Here is an 18410-nt window from a genome sequence, read left to right on the forward strand (position 1 = left end):
AGTTCATTTAGATAATAACTGCTTCTACAACTACTTCCATAAGACGGAAACGCTTATCTTTAGAAACTGGACGAGTTTCCATGATAGTTACCACGTCGTTGATTTTTGCAGTGTTGTTTTCATCATGTGCTTTAAACTTCTTAGAATACTTAACGCGTTTACCGTATAACGGGTGCATTTTGTATGTCTCAACCATAACAGTAATTGTCTTATCCATTTTGTCAGAGACTACACGCCCAGTGTATACTTTGCGATTATTGCGTTCGCTCATTTCGCAAACCTCCCCTCATATTAACCGTTTGTGATTCCTAACTCTCTTTCACGCAAAACAGTGTTTGCGCGAGCGATTGATTTACGGACTTCACGAATGCGGGCTGGGTTTTCCAGTTGACCTGTAGCAAGTTGAAAGCGAAGATTGAAAAGTTCTTCTTTAAAAGATTTCGCTTTCTGCTCGATTTCGGCAGTGGTCAAGTTACGAATTTCCTCAGCTTTCATTTGTGTCACCACCCACTTCTTCGCGTTTTACGAACTTAGTTTTAATAGGCAATTTGTGAGAAGCAAGACGAAGTGCTTCGCGCGCTACTTCTTCAGATACGCCTGCAATTTCAAAACAGATTTTCCCTGGCTTTACTACAGCTACCCAACCTTCAGGAGCACCTTTACCGGAACCCATTCGTACTTCAAGTGGTTTAGCAGTGTAAGGCTTTGATGGGAAAATTTTAATCCAAACTTTACCGCCACGTTTCATGTAACGAGTCATAGCAATACGAGCTGCTTCGATTTGACGGTTAGTGATCCAGCTAGCTTCAAGAGCTTGTAGACCATATTCACCAAATGCTACTTCAGTGCCACCTTTAGCACGTCCGCGCATTTTTCCGCGATGTTCTCTGCGGTATTTAACACGTTTAGGTAACAACATGATTTATTTTCCCCCTTCCTCTTTTTGCGTTCCTTTCGTTGGAAGGACTTCACCACGATAGATCCAAATCTTCACACCAAGCTTACCGTAAGTAGTATCTGCTTCTGCAGTACCATAATCGATGTCAGCACGAAGTGTGTGAAGAGGTACAGTACCTTCACTGTATGATTCAGAACGAGCAATATCAGCACCGTTTAGACGGCCAGATACTTGCGTTTTAATACCTTTTGCTCCGGATCTCATTGCACGCTGGATTGTTTGCTTCATAGCGCGACGGAATGAAACGCGGTTTTCAAGTTGACGAGCGATGTTGTCAGCAACTAGAGTTGCGTCGATGTCAGCTTGTTTGATTTCGAAAATGTTAACGTGAACTTTCTTACCTGTTAGTTCCGCGAGAGACTTACGAAGAGACTCAACTTCAGAACCACCTTTACCGATTACCATACCAGGTTTAGCAGTTTTCACTGTAACATTCACTCGGTTTGCTGCACGTTCGATTTCAACAGCTGAAACAGATGCATCTTTCAAACGTTTTTCAATATATTCACGAATTTTAATATCTTCGTGTAAAAGGTTAGCGTAATCTTTGTCTGCGTACCATTTAGACTCCCAATCACGAATGACACCAATTCGAAGTCCTACCGGATTAATTTTCTGACCCACTCGTTATCCCTCCTTCTTTTCTGATACCACGACTGTGATATGGCTAGTACGCTTGTTAATGCGGCTAGCTCTACCCATAGCGCGTGGGCGGAAACGTTTCATTGTTACTCCTTCGTCCACAAACACTTGAGAAACCGTAAGATTGTTCGGTTCTAGCTCAAGATTATGCTCTGCATTAGCGATCGCAGAGTTAAGCACTTTCTCAACTACTGGAGAAGCAGCTTTGTTTGTGTTGCGCAAAATCGCAATAGCTTCACCGACTTGCTTTCCTCGAATGAGATCTACGACTAAGCGTGCTTTACGAGGAGCAATACGCACGTGTTTTGCAACAGCTTTAGCTTGCATTCGTTGTACCTCCCCTCAAATTAACGTCTAGTTTTTTTGTCATCTGCAGCGTGCCCGCGATATGTGCGAGTTGGAGCAAATTCACCAAGTTTGTGGCCGACCATGTCTTCAGTAACATAAACCGGTACATGCTTGCGTCCATCATATACTGCAAAAGTGTGTCCAATAAATTCTGGGAATACTGTTGAACGACGAGACCAAGTTTTGATAACTTTTTTGTCGCTCTTTTCATTTAAGTCTTCGACCTTTTTCATTAAATGATCGTCGACAAAAGGTCCTTTTTTCAAACTACGACCCATTTGTGAACCTCCCTTTTGAGATTATGCTACGGCTCCTTGGAACCGTAGGAAAATCTCGTTATTTTTTACGACGTCGTACAATGTACTTGTCAGAGTCTTTGTTTTTCTTACGTGTCTTAAATCCAAGGGTTGGTTTGCCCCATGGTGACATTGGTGATTTACGTCCGATCGGCGCACGACCTTCACCACCACCGTGTGGGTGATCAACTGGGTTCATTACAGAACCACGAACTGTAGGACGAATGCCCAACCAGCGAGAACGACCAGCTTTACCAATATTGATAAGCTCGTGCTCAAGGTTACCAACCTGACCGATTGTAGCGCGGCAAGTAGAAAGAATCATACGAGTTTCTCCAGAACGAAGACGTACTAGTACGTATCTGCCTTCTTTACCAAGAAGCTGAGCTTCTGCGCCAGCAGAACGAACAAGCTGTCCGCCGCGGCCTGGTTTAAGTTCGATATTGTGAATAGTAGTACCAACTGGAATGTTGATTAGCGGAAGAGCGTTTCCTACTTTAATGTCAGCTTCAGCGCCAGACATGATTTCAGTTCCTACTTTAATTCCTTTTGGAGCAAGAATGTAACGCTTCTCTCCATCAGCATAGTTGATAAGAGCGATGTTAGCAGAGCGGTTTGGATCGTATTCGATCGTAGCAACGCGTCCTGGTATTCCATCTTTGTCTCGTTTAAAGTCGATAACACGGTATTTACGCTTGTGACCGCCACCTTGGTGACGAACTGTCAAGCGACCTTGGTTGTTACGACCGCCTTTTCTATGAATCGGTGCAAGCAACGATTTTTCCGGCTGGTCTGTTGTGATTTCAGCAAAGTCAGATACTGACATACCACGACGACCGTTTGTGGTCGGTTTATACTTTTTAATCGCCATTCTTATTTCCCTCCTTCACTATTAATTTTTAGCCTTCAAAGAAGTCCAATTCTTTGCTTTCTGGTGTAAGCGTCACGATAGCTTTTTTGCGACGTGGTGTAAATCCGCTGTGGCGGCCAACACGTTTCTTTTTACCCATATAGTTCTGAGTGTTAACTCCTGCAACTTTAACTCCGAAGATTTCTTCTAGAGCACTCTTGATTTGAGTTTTGTTAGCACGAGTATCAACTTCGAAAGTATACTTTTTGTCTGCCATTACGTCTGTAGTAGCTTCTGTAATAACGGGGCGCTTGATGATATCACGAGCGTTCATTACGCTAGCACCTCCTCTACTTTTTCCACAGCGTCTTTTGTCATAACTAGTTTGTCAGCTTTAAGGACATCAAGGATGTTAAGTCCAGCTGAAGTTACAACAGTAACACCAGGAATATTGCGTGCAGATAATGCAACTGCTTCGTTATAGTCTCCTGTAACGATAAGCGCCTTGTTTTCTGCAGATAAGCTTGATAGTACTGATTTCATTTCTTTTGTTTTTGGAGCATCAAAAGAAATGCTGTCCACGATGACCATATCCTCTGTTTGTACTTTAGAAGACAAAGCAGAACGGATTGCCAAACGGCGAACTTTTTTAGGTAGCTTATAAGAATAGCTTCTTGGTGTCGGACCAAATACTACTCCACCGCCAACCCATTGTGGTGAACGGATTGAGCCCTGACGAGCACGACCTGTTCCTTTTTGGCGCCATGGTTTAGCTCCACCACCGCGTACTTCTGAACGATTTTTTACGTCATGATTACCTTGACGCATAGATGCTTGTTGCATGATAACCGCATCATACATAACACTTTCGTTTGGTTCGATGCCGAAGATTGCTTCAGCGAGTTCGATGTCGCCGACCTGTGCTCCGGTTTGGTTGAACATTGTTACTTTAGGCACTTGGATATCCTCCCTTCTTACTTAGCTTCTTTTGCTTTAACCGCGCTTTGGATAGTTACGTAGCTCTTCTTAGCTCCAGGTACGTTACCTTTTACTAGAATGACGTTACGTTCTACATCAACTTTAACGATCTCAAGGTTTTGTACAGTTACACGTTCGCCACCCATGCGACCAGGTAGAAGTTTACCTTTCATAACACGCATTGGATCGATAGGTCCCATTGAACCTGGACGACGGTGATAACGAGAACCGTGAGTCATTGGTCCGCGAGATTGGTTATGGCGCTTGATTGCACCTTGGAAACCTTTCCCTTTAGACGTACCAGTTACATCAACTACGTCACCTTCGTTAAAGATATCTACCTTGACTTCCTGACCAATTTCGTAACTACCTTCTGCGTTACGAATTTCTTTCACGAAGCGCTTAGGTGTTGTGCTAGCTTTCGTAGCATGGCCTTCTTCAGGCTTGTTGAAGCGAGACTTCTTCTTGTCAGCAAAACCAACTTGGATTGCTTCGTAGCCGTCTGTATCAACCAATTTCTTTTGAAGGACAACGTTTGGTTCTGCTTCAATAACAGTTACCGGGATAATATCTCCGTTGTCAGCAAAAACTTGTGTCATGCCTACTTTTCTTCCTAAGATTCCTTTGGTCATTCGTCACACCTCCTAATTGTTTTTAAATGATTTATTTAGCGTTATATTAAAGTTTAATTTCGATGTCAACGCCAGACGGTAGGTCCAAACGCATTAACGAGTCAACCGTTTGTGGTGTAGGCTCGATGATGTCGATAAGACGCTTATGCGTACGCATTTCAAACTGCTCACGAGAATCTTTGTACTTGTGTACAGCACGTAGAATTGTGTAAACAGATTTTTCCGTCGGCAACGGGATTGGTCCGGATACTTGAGCACCTGAACGTTTTGCTGTTTCTACAATTTTCTCAGCAGACTGATCTAGAATACGGTGATCATATGCTTTTAAACGAATACGAATCTTTTGCTTTGCCATTATTTCCCCTCCTTTATCGCCCATATTGTTATAGACAGTTCTCCGTGAAAATAAACCCAACACACTCGCCATGGCAAAGGGGCCGGGTGTGTCAGCAACCTTCCACATCATCGCTGTTTATGACCAACATTCTTATTATACTAAATCAAGCGCCTATATGCAAGGTTTAGCTCAATTAGAAAAGTATGTCGATCGCACACTCTTGATAGTATAACGGCCTACGCCGAAAAATGCAAGGTCTAAAAGCAATTTCAGACTATTCGATGAATCGGTTGTAATTTCAAATGGTCCTGATCGAACCCATTTGTCTAATCTAACATAGATTCAAAATAAAAAACACCCGGAAAAATCCGGGTGTTTTGTTTAATCAATGAGATTACTCAGTGATTGTTGCTACAACGCCTGCGCCTACAGTACGTCCACCTTCACGGATAGAGAACTTAGTTCCATCTTCGATTGCGATTGGAGCGATAAGTTCAACTGTCATTTCGATGTTGTCTCCAGGCATAACCATTTCTACGCCTTCAGGAAGAGCGATTGTACCAGTTACGTCAGTTGTACGGAAGTAGAACTGAGGACGGTAGTTAGCGAAGAATGGAGTGTGACGTCCACCCTCTTCTTTAGAAAGAACGTAAACTTCAGCTTGGAACTTAGTGTGAGCTTTTACAGTTCCTGGCTTAACAAGAACTTGTCCACGCTGAATGTCGTCGCGGGATACACCACGAAGAAGTGCACCAATGTTGTCACCAGCTTCAGCATAGTCAAGAAGCTTACGGAACATTTCAACACCAGTAACTGTTGTTTTCTTGTTCTCTTCAGCAAGACCAAGAATTTCAACTTCGTCACCGACTTTGATTTGTCCACGCTCAACACGGCCAGTTGCTACTGTACCACGACCAGTGATTGAGAATACGTCCTCAACTGGCATCATGAATGGCTTGTCAGTGTCACGTGTTGGAGTTGGGATATACTCATCAACAGCGTCCATAAGTTCATAAATCTTAGCTTCGTAGTCAGCGTCGCCTTCTAGAGCTTTAAGAGCAGAACCTTTGATTACTGGAACTTCATCGCCATCGAAGTCGTATTCAGAAAGAAGATCACGAACTTCCATTTCAACTAGTTCAAGTAGTTCTTCGTCGTCAACCATGTCGCATTTGTTCAAGAATACAACTAGAGTTGGTACACCAACTTGACGAGCAAGAAGGATGTGTTCACGAGTTTGTGGCATTGGACCGTCAGCAGCAGAAACTACTAGGATTCCTCCGTCCATTTGTGCAGCACCAGTGATCATGTTTTTAACATAGTCAGCGTGACCTGGGCAGTCAACGTGTGCATAGTGACGGTTTTCAGTTTCGTACTCAACGTGTGCAGTTGAGATTGTAATTCCACGTTCGCGCTCTTCAGGAGCACCATCAATTTGATCATAAGCCATAGCAGTACCGCTACCTGAACGCTTATGAAGCACTGAAGTGATCGCAGCTGTTAGAGTTGTTTTACCATGGTCAACGTGTCCAACTGTACCAACGTTAACGTGGGGCTTGGAGCGGTCGAATTTTTCTTTAGACATTAGTGTTTCCTCCTTTGATTACCAAGAAATTATCTATGCCAAGATAGGCGTATGAGTGAATCAATCTCGCCTATCTTAGATTACAACAAAAGTTGGTTTGCTACAATTATTCGCCTGTAGCTTTTTTAATGATTTCTTCAGAAATTGATTTAGGTACTTGCTCGTAGTGATCGAAAGTCATTGTATAAGTACCACGACCTTGTGTACGTGAGCGAAGCGTAGTTGCATAACCAAACATTTCTGAAAGTGGTACGAACGCGTTAATAACCTGAGCGTTTCCGCGAGCAGTCATACCTTCAACACGTCCACGACGGCTAGTTACATCGCCCATGATGTCTCCCAAGTATTCTTCTGGCACTACAACTTCAACTTTCATCATAGGCTCAAGAAGAGCAGGGTCACAAACAGTCTTAGCTTTTTTCAAAGCCATAGATGCCGCGATCTTAAATGCCATTTCGTTTGAGTCAACGTCATGGTAAGATCCATCAACAAGACGAGCTTTCACGTCGATTAGTGGGTAGCCTGCAAGCAGACCGTTGGCCATTGAATCGCGAAGTCCTGCTTCAACTGCAGGGATATATTCACGTGGAACAACACCACCGACAATTTTGTTTTCAAATTCAAATCCAGCGCCTTCTTCGTTAGGTTCAAATTCAACCCATACGTGTCCGAATTGTCCACGACCACCGGACTGACGTACGAATTTACCTTCAACCTTACCGGCTTTACGGATTGATTCGCGGTAAGCAACCTGAGGTGCACCAACAGTTGCTTCAACTTTAAACTCACGACGTAAACGGTCAACGATGATATCAAGGTGAAGTTCACCCATTCCAGAAATGATCGTTTGGCCAGTTTCTTCGTTTGTTTCAGTTTTGAAAGTTGGATCCTCTTCAGCAAGCTTAGCTAGAGCTACAGCCATTTTATCCTGGTCACTCTTAGTCTTAGGCTCGATTGCTACTGAGATAACTGGATCTGGGAAGTCCATAGACTCAAGGATAACAGTATCCTTTTCATCACATAGAGTGTCACCAGTAGAAGTATCTTTCAGACCAACTGCCGCTGCGATATCTCCTGCGTAAACAGTTGAGATTTCTTCACGAGAGTTAGCGTGCATCTGAAGAATACGGCCTACACGTTCGCGCTTATCTTTAGTCGAGTTCTTAACATAAGAACCGGAAGAAAGCGTTCCTGAGTAAACACGGAAGAATGTAAGCTTACCAACGTAAGGGTCAGTCATTACTTTAAATGCAAGTGCAGAGAAAGGACCATTATCGTCAGCTGTGCGAATTACTTCTTCTTCAGAATCTTTTAGATGACCTTTAATTGCTGGAACATCAAGTGGTGAAGGCAGGTAGTCAAGTACAGCATCAAGAACAAGCTGAACGCCTTTGTTCTTAAATGCAGAACCACAAAGTACAGGATAGAATTCAACGTTACAAGTTCCTTTACGGATTGCAGCTTTGATTTCTTCAACTGTCAATTCTTCACCTTCAAGATATTTCATCATAAGGTCTTCTTCAAGCTCAGCTACAGCCTCAATAAGCTTCGTGCGATACTCTTCAGCTTGTTCCTTGTATTCAGCAGGAATTTCGCGTGATTCTGTACGTGAACCAAGATCATCAAGATAATAGAAAGCTTCCATTGTGATGAGATCAATGATTCCTTCGAAGTCATCTTCAGCACCGATTGGTAGCTGAATAGGGTGTGCATTAGCTTGTAAACGCTCAGTTAGTGTACCTGTGGAGTATAGGAAGTCTGCTCCGAGTTTATCCATTTTGTTAATGAATACGATACGCGGTACGCCGTAGTTAGTAGCCTGACGCCAAACAGTTTCTGTTTGTGGTTCAACACCAGATTGTGCATCAAGTACTGCAACTGCTCCATCCAATACACGCAATGAACGTTCAACTTCTACTGTGAAGTCTACGTGACCAGGCGTGTCAATGATGTTAACACGGTGGTCTTTCCACTGGGCAGTGGTAGCAGCAGAAGTGATCGTGATTCCACGCTCCTGCTCCTGCTCCATCCAGTCCATCTGTGATCCACCCTCGTGAGTTTCACCGATTTTGTGGATACGCCCTGAGTAGAAAAGAATACGCTCAGTAGTTGTTGTTTTACCAGCATCGATGTGAGCCATGATACCGATATTACGTGTATCTCTTAAGGAGAATTCTCTTGCCATTAGTATTTCTCCTTCCTTTTATAAAGGGATTTGGGTTGTGTGCTGATTACCAACGGTAGTGAGCAAATGCTTTGTTAGCTTCAGCCATTTTGTGCTGTTCTTCACGCTTCTTAACAGAAGCACCTGTGTTGTTAGCAGCATCCATAATTTCGTTAGCAAGTCTTTCTACCATTGTCTTTTCACCGCGAAGACGGGAATAGTTCACAAGATAGCGAAGACCTAGAGTTGTACGACGATCTGGACGTACTTCAACTGGAACCTGGTAGTTTGCACCACCAACACGACGAGCGCGTACTTCAAGTACTGGCATAACGTTCTTCATCGCTTGGTCAAATACTTCCATAGCCTCTGTGTTTGTGCGTTCCTGAATAAGATCAAATGCTTTGTATAGCACCTGTTGAGCTTTACCTTTCTGACCGTCTACCATAAGGCGGTTGATCAGGCGAGTAACTAGCTTGGATTTGTAAATTGGATCTGGTAATACGTCACGACGTTCTACTGGACCTTTACGTGGCATGGGTTAACCCCCTTTCATGTTTTAGTTAATTAATAGCTATTATTTCTTAGCTGGTTTCGGTCTCTTAGTACCGTATTTAGAACGACCTTGTCTACGATCGTTAACCCCTGCAGTGTCAAGCGCACCACGAACAATGTGGTAACGTACACCCGGTAAATCTTTAACACGTCCTCCGCGGATTAGCACTACACTGTGCTCCTGAAGGTTGTGACCGATACCTGGGATATAAGCAGTTACTTCAATTCCGTTAGTAAGACGAACACGAGCGTATTTACGCAATGCGGAGTTCGGCTTCTTAGGAGTCATCGTACCTACACGAGTACACACACCACGTTTTTGTGGAGATGAAAGATCAGTATGAGACTTTTTGAAGCTATTATATCCTTTGTTCAATGCTGGAGAATCGGATTTCTTTGTTTTAGAAACACGTCCCTTGCGAACAAGTTGGTTAATAGTTGGCATTTTGTTTTCCTCCCTTCTTTTGTTAATAGCAAGCCCACACATCCAGGTGGTTCATGTATAGATAAAAGGAAAGTTTTTACCTGGCAGGTCAAGCCTAGCCTGGTAAAAACGGTTATGCTTTTATCGTAACTGTTGCTGCGCCTACTTCGATTCCACATGCCTTACCTAGCTTCTTCATAGAATCCACTCGGTAAACTGGTATGCTTTTCTCTTCGGCGAGTGCAACAACTTTAGAAGTTACCCTGCGATCAGCGTCGTCAGCGATGAAAACTTCCTTCGCTTCTCCAATCTGGAGGGCCTTTAGAGTTTGTTTCGTTCCGATAATTAATTCATCTGCCTGTGATACTTTTTCATAAGACAAGAACATATCCTCCAAAGTAACAGGATTATCGGAAGCACCTTGGATATAATATCACCCTGTACTTCCGATGTCAACACTTCCCCTGTTTATTCTTGACTAACTAACGCACTTTCTTCTTGTTCTAAAAGCTCTTCAGCCTCTTGTGCTTCACCTGCTACGTTGATTCTACGGTAACGTTGCATACCAGTACCTGCCGGAACAAGTTTACCGATAATAACATTTTCCTTAAGACCAAGTAGCTCATCACGCTTACCTTTGATAGCTGCATCGGTTAGGACACGAGTTGTTTCCTGGAAGGATGCTGCTGATAAGAATGATTCAGTTTCAAGAGATGCTTTAGTAATACCAAGAAGAACCGGACGTCCAGTTGCAGGTAAGCCGCCTTGTTTAAGAACTTTACGGTTAACACCTTTAAACTGGTGAATATCGATAAGGGATCCTGGCAACACTTCAGTATCGCCCGCATCAATGACGCGAATTTTACGCATCATCTGACGAACCATAACTTCAACGTGCTTATCGCCAATTTCAACACCCTGCATACGGTAAACCTTTTGCACTTCTGCAAGTAGGTATTCTTGAACGCCGTCAATACCACTAATAGTTAGAAGTTGTTTAGGGTCAATCGAACCTTCAGTTAGAGGTTGACCAGCCTTCACTTCATCTCCTACAACTATTTTCAAACGAGCGCCGTATGGTACAGGGTAGTTTCTTGTTTCAGTTTCACCTTGAACGACAATCTCTTTCTTCTCTTTCACCTCAGCCAAATCAATCACTTTACCATCAAGTTCAGAAACAACAGCCTGACCTTTAGGGTTACGTGCTTCAAATAGCTCCTGGATACGAGGAAGACCCTGAGTAATATCGTCTCCGGCAACACCACCTGTGTGGAATGTACGCATTGTCAACTGTGTACCTGGTTCACCGATTGATTGAGCAGCGATGATTCCAACTGCTTCACCAACTTCTACACGAGTACCTGTTGCAAGGTTACGTCCATAACACTTCTTACAAACGCCGTGACTAGTGCTACAAGTAAAGGCAGAGCGGATATAGACGTTCTCAATACCAGCTTCTACAATTTCAGTAGCGATGTCTTCTGTAATTAGGTTGTTTTTCTCAACAAGAACTTCGTTCGTCTCAGGATGTCTAACTTTCTTAAAGGCAACACGGCCAACAAGACGGTCAAACAATCCTTCGATTAATTCATTTCCATTCTTAATCGCACTAACTTCAAGGCCGCGATCCGTACCACAATCGTCTTCACGAACAATAACATCCTGTGCCACGTCAACAAGACGACGAGTAAGGTAACCTGAGTCAGCTGTTTTAAGGGCCGTATCGGCAAGACCTTTACGAGCACCGTGTGTTGAAATAAAGTACTCAAGTACTGTTAGACCTTCGCGGAAGCTGGATTTGATTGGAAGTTCAATGATCTGTCCAGATGGGTTTGCCATCAATCCACGCATTCCTGCGAGCTGAGTAAAGTTAGATGCGTTACCACGGGCACCTGAATCACTCATCATAAAGATTGGGTTGTCTTTTTCGAGTCGATTCATTAGTTTTTCCTGGATACGATCTTTCGCACTACTCCAAATCGCAATAACACGATCATAACGTTCGTCGTCGGTAATAAGACCACGACGGAATTGCTTAAGAACTTTTTCGACTTTCTCTTCAGCCTCATGAACAATTTCTTGTTTCTCAGCAAGTACCACTACGTCAGCTACACCAACGGTAATACCAGCTTTAGTTGAGAATTTGAAACCAAGATCTTTCATGCGGTCAAGCATACGAGACGTTTCAGTCACTTTGAATCGCTTAAACACCTCGGCGATGATTTTACCAAGAATACCTTTCTTAAATGGTGAAATCAATTCGCGCTGAGCAATTTCTTCTTTCACATTCACTCCGTGAGGAAGGAAGTAATTTTCCGGTGTGGCGATTTCAAGGTTATTTGTCGTCGGTTCATTAATATATGGGAATGACTCCGGAAGAATTTCGTTGAAAATCAACTTACCAACCGTTGTCACAAGCAATTGCTTGTTCTGCTCTTCAGTAAAGGCAGATTTATTCAATGATGCAGCAGGGATTGCTACGCGAGAATGAAGATGTGCAAATCCATTCTGGTATGCAATTAATGCTTCATTTGTATCTTTGTAAACAGAACCCTCACCAATTGCTCCTTCACGTTCCATAGTAAGGTAGTAGTTACCTAGAACCATATCCTGTGACGGTGTAACAACTGGTTTACCATCTTTCGGGTTTAGAATGTTCTGTGCTGCGAGCATTAAGATACGTGCTTCAGCTTGCGCTTCAGCAGACAACGGTACGTGGACGGCCATTTGGTCACCATCGAAGTCAGCATTGTAAGCTGTACACACGAGTGGGTGAAGACGAATTGCACGCCCTTCAACTAGAATTGGTTCAAACGCCTGGATACCAAGTCTGTGAAGCGTTGGTGCACGGTTTAGAAGAACTGGATGTTCTTTAATTACGTTTTCCAAAACGTCCCAAACTTCAGGGTGAACTTTTTCTACTTTACGCTTCGCACTCTTAATGTTGTGTGCAAGGCCTTTTGATACAAGCTCCTTCATTACGAAAGGTTTAAACAATTCAAGCGCCATTTCTTTTGGAAGTCCACATTGATACATCTTCAAGTGAGGACCTACAACGATAACGGAACGACCTGAATAGTCAACACGCTTACCTAGTAGATTCTGACGGAAACGACCTTGCTTCCCTTTCAGCATGTGAGAAAGAGATTTTAAAGGACGGTTACCAGGACCTGTTACCGGACGACCACGACGGCCGTTATCAATAAGGGCATCGACAGCTTCTTGAAGCATACGCTTCTCGTTCTGCACGATAATGCTAGGAGCACCAAGATCTAACAAACGTTTCAAACGATTATTGCGGTTAATTACACGACGATACAGATCGTTTAAATCCGATGTCGCAAATCGTCCGCCGTCAAGCTGTACCATAGGACGAAGCTCTGGAGGTATAACCGGAAGAACATCTAAGATCATCCATGACGGGTTATTTCCTGAACCACGAAATGCCTCAAGTACTTCAAGACGTTTAATCGCACGAGTTCTACGTTGACCTTGTGCAGTTTTGAGCTCTTCTTTAAGGATATCTACTTCTTTATCAAGGTCGATATCAAACAGTAGTCTGCGGATTGCTTCCGCACCCATTTCTGCAGAGAATGTTTTGCCATACTTTTCACGGTATGCACGGTATTCTTTTTCAGAAAGAAGTTGTTTCTTCTCAAGCGGTGTGTCTCCAGCTTCAGTGACAACATAAGAAGCAAAATAAATAACTTCTTCTAATGCACGTGGAGACATGTCGAGAACAAGTCCCATACGACTTGGAATGCCTTTAAAGTACCAGATGTGAGAGACAGGAGCAGCAAGCTCGATGTGCCCCATTCTCTCACGACGGACTTTTGCACGTGTTACTTCAACACCGCAGCGATCACAAACGACTCCTTTATAACGGATACGTTTGTATTTCCCACAATGACATTCCCAGTCTTTTGTGGGTCCAAAGATTCGCTCACAGAAAAGACCATCTTTCTCTGGCTTCAAGGTACGGTAGTTAATGGTTTCTGGCTTCTTAACTTCTCCTCTTGACCAAGAGCGGATTTTAGCCGGTGACGCCAGACCGATTTTCATATACTCAAATTTATTGACATCTATCAAGGGGCCTACCTCCCTTTAGAATTCAGGTTTAACCCTTACTCACTCGCCTGATTTGACCCAACATTCAAGTTTAATTTCTCACTGGATTGGTCTTCTTCATCGTCTAACTCTTTCATTTCAATTTCTTGCTCATCACTTGCTAGCATTTTGACATCCATACCAAGCGACTGCAATTCTTTGATTAGAACTTTAAACGATTCTGGAATACCAGGCTCAGGAACATTTTCGCCTTTTACGATTGCTTCGTAAGTCTTAACACGTCCAACAACATCATCCGACTTCACAGTCAAAATCTCTTGAAGGGTGTATGCAGCACCATATGCTTCGAGTGCCCATACTTCCATCTCACCGAAACGCTGTCCACCGAATTGTGCTTTACCACCAAGCGGTTGCTGCGTAACAAGTGAATATGGTCCAGTAGAACGTGCGTGAAGCTTGTCATCGACCATGTGAGCAAGTTTGATCATATACATGACACCGACAGAAATGCGGTTGTCAAATGGTTCGCCTGTGCGACCATCGTAAAGAACAGTTTTACCATCACGTGGCATTCCTGCTTCTTCTAGTGTTTCCCATACGTCTTCTTCACGAGCTCCATCAAATACCGGTGTTGCTACGTGAATTCCAAGTGCACGTGCGGCCATACCGATATGCAACTCTAGTACCTGTCCAATGTTCATACGAGAAGGAACACCTAGAGGGTTCAACATGATATCGATCGGAGTTCCATCAGGCAAGTATGGCATATCTTCTTCAGGAAGAATCCTAGAGATTACACCTTTGTTACCATGACGTCCCGCCATTTTATCTCCTTCATGAATCTTACGCTTCTGGACAATATAAACACGAACAAGTTGATTTACTCCTGGAGGAAGCTCATCGCCGTCTTCACGGTTAAAGATCTTCACATCAAGTACAATACCATCTCCGCCGTGTGGTACACGTAGAGAAGTATCACGAACTTCACGAGCTTTTTCTCCAAAGATTGCATGAAGTAGACGTTCTTCAGCAGTTAGCTCTGTTACACCTTTAGGAGTAACTTTACCAACGAGGATATCTCCATCTTTCACTTCAGCACCCATGCGAATAATTCCGCGTTCATCAAGGTTACGCAATGCGTCTTCCCCAACGTTCGGAATGTCACGAGTAATTTCTTCAGGTCCTAACTTCGTATCGCGAGCTTCTGATTCGTACTCTTCGATGTGAATTGAGGTATAAACGTCATCTTTTACAAGACGTTCGCTCATAATAATAGCATCCTCATAGTTGTAACCTTCCCATGTCATAAATCCGACTAGGACGTTACGCCCAAGGGCCATTTCACCTTTTTCCATTGAAGGTCCGTCGCCAAGGATTTCTCCTTTTACAACGCGATCGCCTTCAACAACAATAGGTTTTTGGTTATAACACGTTCCCTGGTTGGAACGAATGAATTTAAGCAATTTGTAACGATCAAGATCGCCTTTTACTTCCTGTCCATCAATGACGGAGATACGACGAACATGAATTTCTGCAGCAGATGCAAACTCGACAAGACCGTCATGCTTACAAATAACAGCAGCACCGGAATCTTTTCCGTTAACATGCTCCATACCTGTTCCGACAATTGGTGCTTCAGGAACCATCAAAGGTACAGCTTGACGCTGCATGTTCGCACCCATAAGCGCACGGTTGGAGTCATCGTTCTCAAGGAACGGAATACAAGCCGTTGCAGCCGAAACTACCTGTTTCGGTGATACGTCCATGTAATCAATTTTTTCACGAGCGATGATAATGTTTTCGCTACGGAAACGAGCAACAATATCTTCGTCTTGGAATGAACCATCATCGTGTAGCTTTGCATTTGCCTGTGCCACAACGTAGTTATCCTGTTCATCAGCAGTTAGGTAGTCAATAAACTCCGTCACTTTACCTGTTTCAGGATCTACTCTGCGGTATGGCGTTTCAATAAAGCCAAATTTATTAACTCTCGCATAAGATGACAATGAGTTAATAAGTCCGATGTTTGGTCCCTCCGGCGTTTCGATCGGACACATTCTGCCATAGTGGGAGTAATGTACGTCACGAACTTCAAAGCCAGCACGCTCACGTGTTAAACCACCAGGTCCTAGAGCAGATAAACGACGCTTGTGAGTTAACTCAGCTAGCGGGTTTGTCTGATCCATAAACTGGGACAACTGAGAGCTACCAAAGAATTCTTTAATAGAAGCGATAACAGGACGAATGTTGATTAGCGCCTGAGGCGTAATAACGTTCGTATCCTGAATAGACATACGTTCACGAACGACACGTTCCATACGAGATAAACCGATACGGAATTGGTTCTGAAGTAGTTCACCTACAGAACGAAGACGACGGTTACCAAGGTGATCAATGTCATCTGTGTTACCTACTTGATGTAGAAGGTTAAAGAAATAGTTAATAGAAGAAATGATGTCGCCAGGTGTAATATTCTTCACGCCTGTTTCGACTCCACCATTACCAATTACATTAATGACTCTTTCCCCTTCTGGATCATCAGGTGCGTATACCTTAATGGATTGCAGACCGATAGACTCATCTTCAATTACTCCACCGTGAGGCTCAACGTCTTTAAATCCAACATTAGTCTCTAGAGCAGGAAGGATTCTGTCAAGTAGACGACGATCAAGGATCGCGCCTTCTTCTGCAATCACTTCGCCTGTTTCAGGATCAACAAGCGTTTCCGCAAGACGTTGATTGAATAGACGGTTTTTAATATGAAGCTTCTTGTTAATCTTGTAACGTCCTACATTCGCAAGATCATAACGCTTTGGATCAAAAAAGCGAGAATCAAGTAAGCTTTTGGCGTTATCGACAGTCGGAGGCTCGCCAGGACGTAAGCGTTCGTAGATTTCTAGAAGCGCTTTTTCCGTGCCGTCCGTGTTGTCTTTTTCCAGGGTATTGCGAAGATACTCATCTTCACCTAGGAGATCTATGATTTCTTGATCAGACCCAAACCCTAACGCTCTGAGCAGCACCGTAATTGGTAGCTTTCTAGTACGATCAATTCGTACATAGACAATATCTTTGGCATCAGTTTCAAATTCCAGCCATGCTCCTCGGTTTGGAATGACAGTAGCTGTATATCCTTTTTTGCCGTTCTTATCGATCTTTTCACTATAGTAGACACTTGGAGAACGCACGAGCTGAGATACGATTACGCGTTCTGCCCCATTAATAATAAACGTACCTGTTTCAGTCATTAATGGGAAGTCACCCATGAACACTTCCTGTTCCTTTACTTCGCCTGTTTCTTTATTGATCAAGCGTACTTTTACACGTAAAGGCGCAGAATAGGTCACATCTCGCTCTTTGGTTTCTTCCACGGGATACTTAGGTTCACCGAGGCTGTAATCAATAAATTCCAGCACAAGATTACCAGTGAAATCTTCGATTGGAGAAATATCCTGAAACATTTCTCGTAAACCCTCATCAAGAAACCATTGATAAGAAGCCGTTTGAATCTCAATTAGATTTGGCAAATCCAACACTTCTTTGATTCGCGCGTAGCTTCTTCTTTGGCGGTGGCGTCCATACTGAACTAGTTGGCCTGTCAAATGATTCACCCCTCAAATCCAGCGTATTTATTTTCTTAGCCCAATGATATTCTGTTTTAAAAAGAATCTATCGTTGGACAAAAAAAGAAAAAGGGCATTGATAAAAATTCCCCTTAACTATAAGCGATTATATTAGTTTTTCCAGACGACGGTATTTTATACCTCTTTGCACACGAATGTGAAAAAGGCCTGGAAAATCCATCATTGGCATTATATTATATTAGCATAGGCCATCCATGAAGTCAAAGGATATTTTCATATTTTACTTGACTGCTTTAAGAATATAGTATCTTTTCTTTTTCACGACGGTTTCAACATGCTCAAACATTTCATCGAGTTTGGTTATTGCAGATGGGGCCCCTTGCTTCTTTTGGATTACTACCCAAAGCGTCCCACCTTTTTTTAAGACGTCATAGGCCTCTTGAAGAATTCCATGAACAACTTGTTTACCCGCACGTATAGGAGGGTTCGTAAGGACAGACGCGAACGTTTTATCTTTTACGGCATTCAACTGATCACTTGCCATAACGCTCAAATTATGAACGCGATTCTTAATGGCATTGCTCATCGCAAGCTCTGTTGCGCGTTCATTTATGTCTAGCATATAAAAATAACGATTTGAAAATTCAGAAGCGAGTGAAATGCCGATCGGGCCATAGCCACATCCAACATCAACAATATCCCCTTCAAGTTCAGGTTCTTCAAATGATTCGATTAGAAGTTTACTCCCAAAATCGATTTCCTTCTTTGAAAAAACACCAGAATCAGTCGTGAATTGAAATTTACTTCCCCGTAAATCCACATCAATTTTGTTCGGACTGCTTTTCACACCCGGATTCTTCGTATAATAATGTTCACCCATTGCTTTCCCTCTTTTCAACGTCATTTCTATAAGACTAACCCCTATAACCAAACCAAAAATAATAGCGTCAAATAACAAAAAGCTCGCTTTTAAAAGCGAGCTTTTGTTTCAA

The 18410-nt window shown here is 43.1% G+C and carries 19 protein-coding genes; all 19 read right to left on the reverse strand.

Going from position 1 to position 18410, the window contains the following annotated elements:
* Positions 1-7 precede the first annotated feature (7 nt).
* The 19 genes from rpsQ to Q4550_RS21345 all read right to left on the reverse strand — a co-directional run bounded on the left by rpsQ (position 8) and on the right by Q4550_RS21345 (position 18298).
* The gene (gene rpsQ / locus Q4550_RS21255; protein WP_194220296.1) at positions 8-271 is read right to left on the reverse strand and encodes a 30S ribosomal protein S17; all 264 of its coding nucleotides are present in this window, start codon (positions 269-271) and stop codon (positions 8-10) included.
* A 20-nt stretch (positions 272-291) separates the two neighbouring features.
* Complete coding sequence (gene rpmC / locus Q4550_RS21260) at positions 292-495, reverse strand: 50S ribosomal protein L29 (protein WP_048313330.1); 204 nt, start codon at positions 493-495, stop codon at positions 292-294.
* A complete protein-coding gene (rplP, locus tag Q4550_RS21265; RefSeq protein WP_048313329.1) occupies positions 485-919 on the reverse strand; it encodes a 50S ribosomal protein L16 in 435 nt (144 codons plus the stop codon). Before rplP ends, rpmC begins: the two co-directional genes overlap by 11 nt.
* A gap of 3 nt (positions 920-922) precedes the next feature.
* On the reverse strand, positions 923-1582 hold the full coding sequence (rpsC, locus tag Q4550_RS21270) for a 30S ribosomal protein S3 (RefSeq protein ID WP_098445978.1): 660 nt from the start codon (positions 1580-1582) through the stop codon (positions 923-925).
* A gap of 3 nt (positions 1583-1585) precedes the next feature.
* Positions 1586-1927, reverse strand: coding sequence for a 50S ribosomal protein L22 (rplV, locus tag Q4550_RS21275; RefSeq protein WP_048313327.1), 342 nt, complete (start codon positions 1925-1927; stop codon positions 1586-1588).
* Between the two features lie 20 nt (positions 1928-1947).
* A complete protein-coding gene (rpsS, locus tag Q4550_RS21280) occupies positions 1948-2226 on the reverse strand; it encodes a 30S ribosomal protein S19 (RefSeq protein ID WP_048313326.1) in 279 nt (92 codons plus the stop codon).
* Positions 2227-2284: 58 nt separating this feature from the next.
* Positions 2285-3115, reverse strand: a complete 831-nt coding sequence (rplB, locus tag Q4550_RS21285; protein WP_194220295.1) for a 50S ribosomal protein L2 — start codon at positions 3113-3115, stop codon at positions 2285-2287.
* A 28-nt stretch (positions 3116-3143) separates the two neighbouring features.
* Positions 3144-3428: a 50S ribosomal protein L23 gene (gene rplW, locus Q4550_RS21290; RefSeq protein ID WP_194220294.1), complete on the reverse strand. Its 285-nt coding sequence runs from the start codon at positions 3426-3428 to the stop codon at positions 3144-3146.
* Entirely contained in the window at positions 3428-4051 is a 624-nt protein-coding gene (gene rplD / locus Q4550_RS21295; RefSeq protein WP_194220293.1) for a 50S ribosomal protein L4, read from the reverse strand. Before rplD ends, rplW begins: the two co-directional genes overlap by 1 nt.
* 17 nt (positions 4052-4068) lie before the next feature.
* A complete protein-coding gene (rplC, locus tag Q4550_RS21300) occupies positions 4069-4704 on the reverse strand; it encodes a 50S ribosomal protein L3 (protein WP_194220292.1) in 636 nt (211 codons plus the stop codon).
* Positions 4705-4750: 46 nt separating this feature from the next.
* Positions 4751-5059, reverse strand: a complete 309-nt coding sequence (rpsJ, locus tag Q4550_RS21305) for a 30S ribosomal protein S10 (RefSeq protein WP_098445973.1) — start codon at positions 5057-5059, stop codon at positions 4751-4753.
* Between the two features lie 376 nt (positions 5060-5435).
* Positions 5436-6626: an elongation factor Tu gene (gene tuf, locus Q4550_RS21310; RefSeq protein ID WP_194220291.1), complete on the reverse strand. Its 1191-nt coding sequence runs from the start codon at positions 6624-6626 to the stop codon at positions 5436-5438.
* 106 nt (positions 6627-6732) lie between these two features.
* Complete coding sequence (fusA, locus tag Q4550_RS21315) at positions 6733-8811, reverse strand: elongation factor G (protein WP_194220290.1); 2079 nt, start codon at positions 8809-8811, stop codon at positions 6733-6735.
* Positions 8812-8857: 46 nt separating this feature from the next.
* Complete coding sequence (rpsG, locus tag Q4550_RS21320; protein WP_194220289.1) at positions 8858-9328, reverse strand: 30S ribosomal protein S7; 471 nt, start codon at positions 9326-9328, stop codon at positions 8858-8860.
* A gap of 39 nt (positions 9329-9367) precedes the next feature.
* Positions 9368-9790 (reverse strand): 30S ribosomal protein S12, encoded by a 423-nt coding sequence (rpsL, locus tag Q4550_RS21325; protein ID WP_194220288.1) that lies wholly within the window; start codon positions 9788-9790, stop codon positions 9368-9370.
* 112 nt (positions 9791-9902) lie between these two features.
* Positions 9903-10151 carry a 50S ribosomal protein L7ae-like protein gene (locus tag Q4550_RS21330; RefSeq protein WP_194220287.1) on the reverse strand — a complete coding sequence of 83 codons (249 nt, stop codon included), beginning with the start codon at positions 10149-10151 and terminating at the stop codon, positions 9903-9905.
* Positions 10152-10237: 86 nt separating this feature from the next.
* Positions 10238-13858: a DNA-directed RNA polymerase subunit beta' gene (gene rpoC / locus Q4550_RS21335; RefSeq protein WP_283153200.1), complete on the reverse strand. Its 3621-nt coding sequence runs from the start codon at positions 13856-13858 to the stop codon at positions 10238-10240.
* A gap of 35 nt (positions 13859-13893) precedes the next feature.
* Positions 13894-17436 carry a DNA-directed RNA polymerase subunit beta gene (rpoB, locus tag Q4550_RS21340; RefSeq protein ID WP_194220285.1) on the reverse strand — a complete coding sequence of 1181 codons (3543 nt, stop codon included), beginning with the start codon at positions 17434-17436 and terminating at the stop codon, positions 13894-13896.
* A 262-nt stretch (positions 17437-17698) separates the two neighbouring features.
* Positions 17699-18298 (reverse strand): class I SAM-dependent methyltransferase, encoded by a 600-nt coding sequence (locus Q4550_RS21345; RefSeq protein WP_303535858.1) that lies wholly within the window; start codon positions 18296-18298, stop codon positions 17699-17701.
* Positions 18299-18410 lie beyond the last annotated feature (112 nt).

Origin of the sequence: Anaerobacillus sp. 1_MG-2023, assembly GCF_030547345.1 — a bacterium.
Taxonomy (GTDB): domain Bacteria; phylum Bacillota; class Bacilli; order Bacillales; family Guptibacillaceae; genus Guptibacillus; species Guptibacillus hwajinpoensis_B.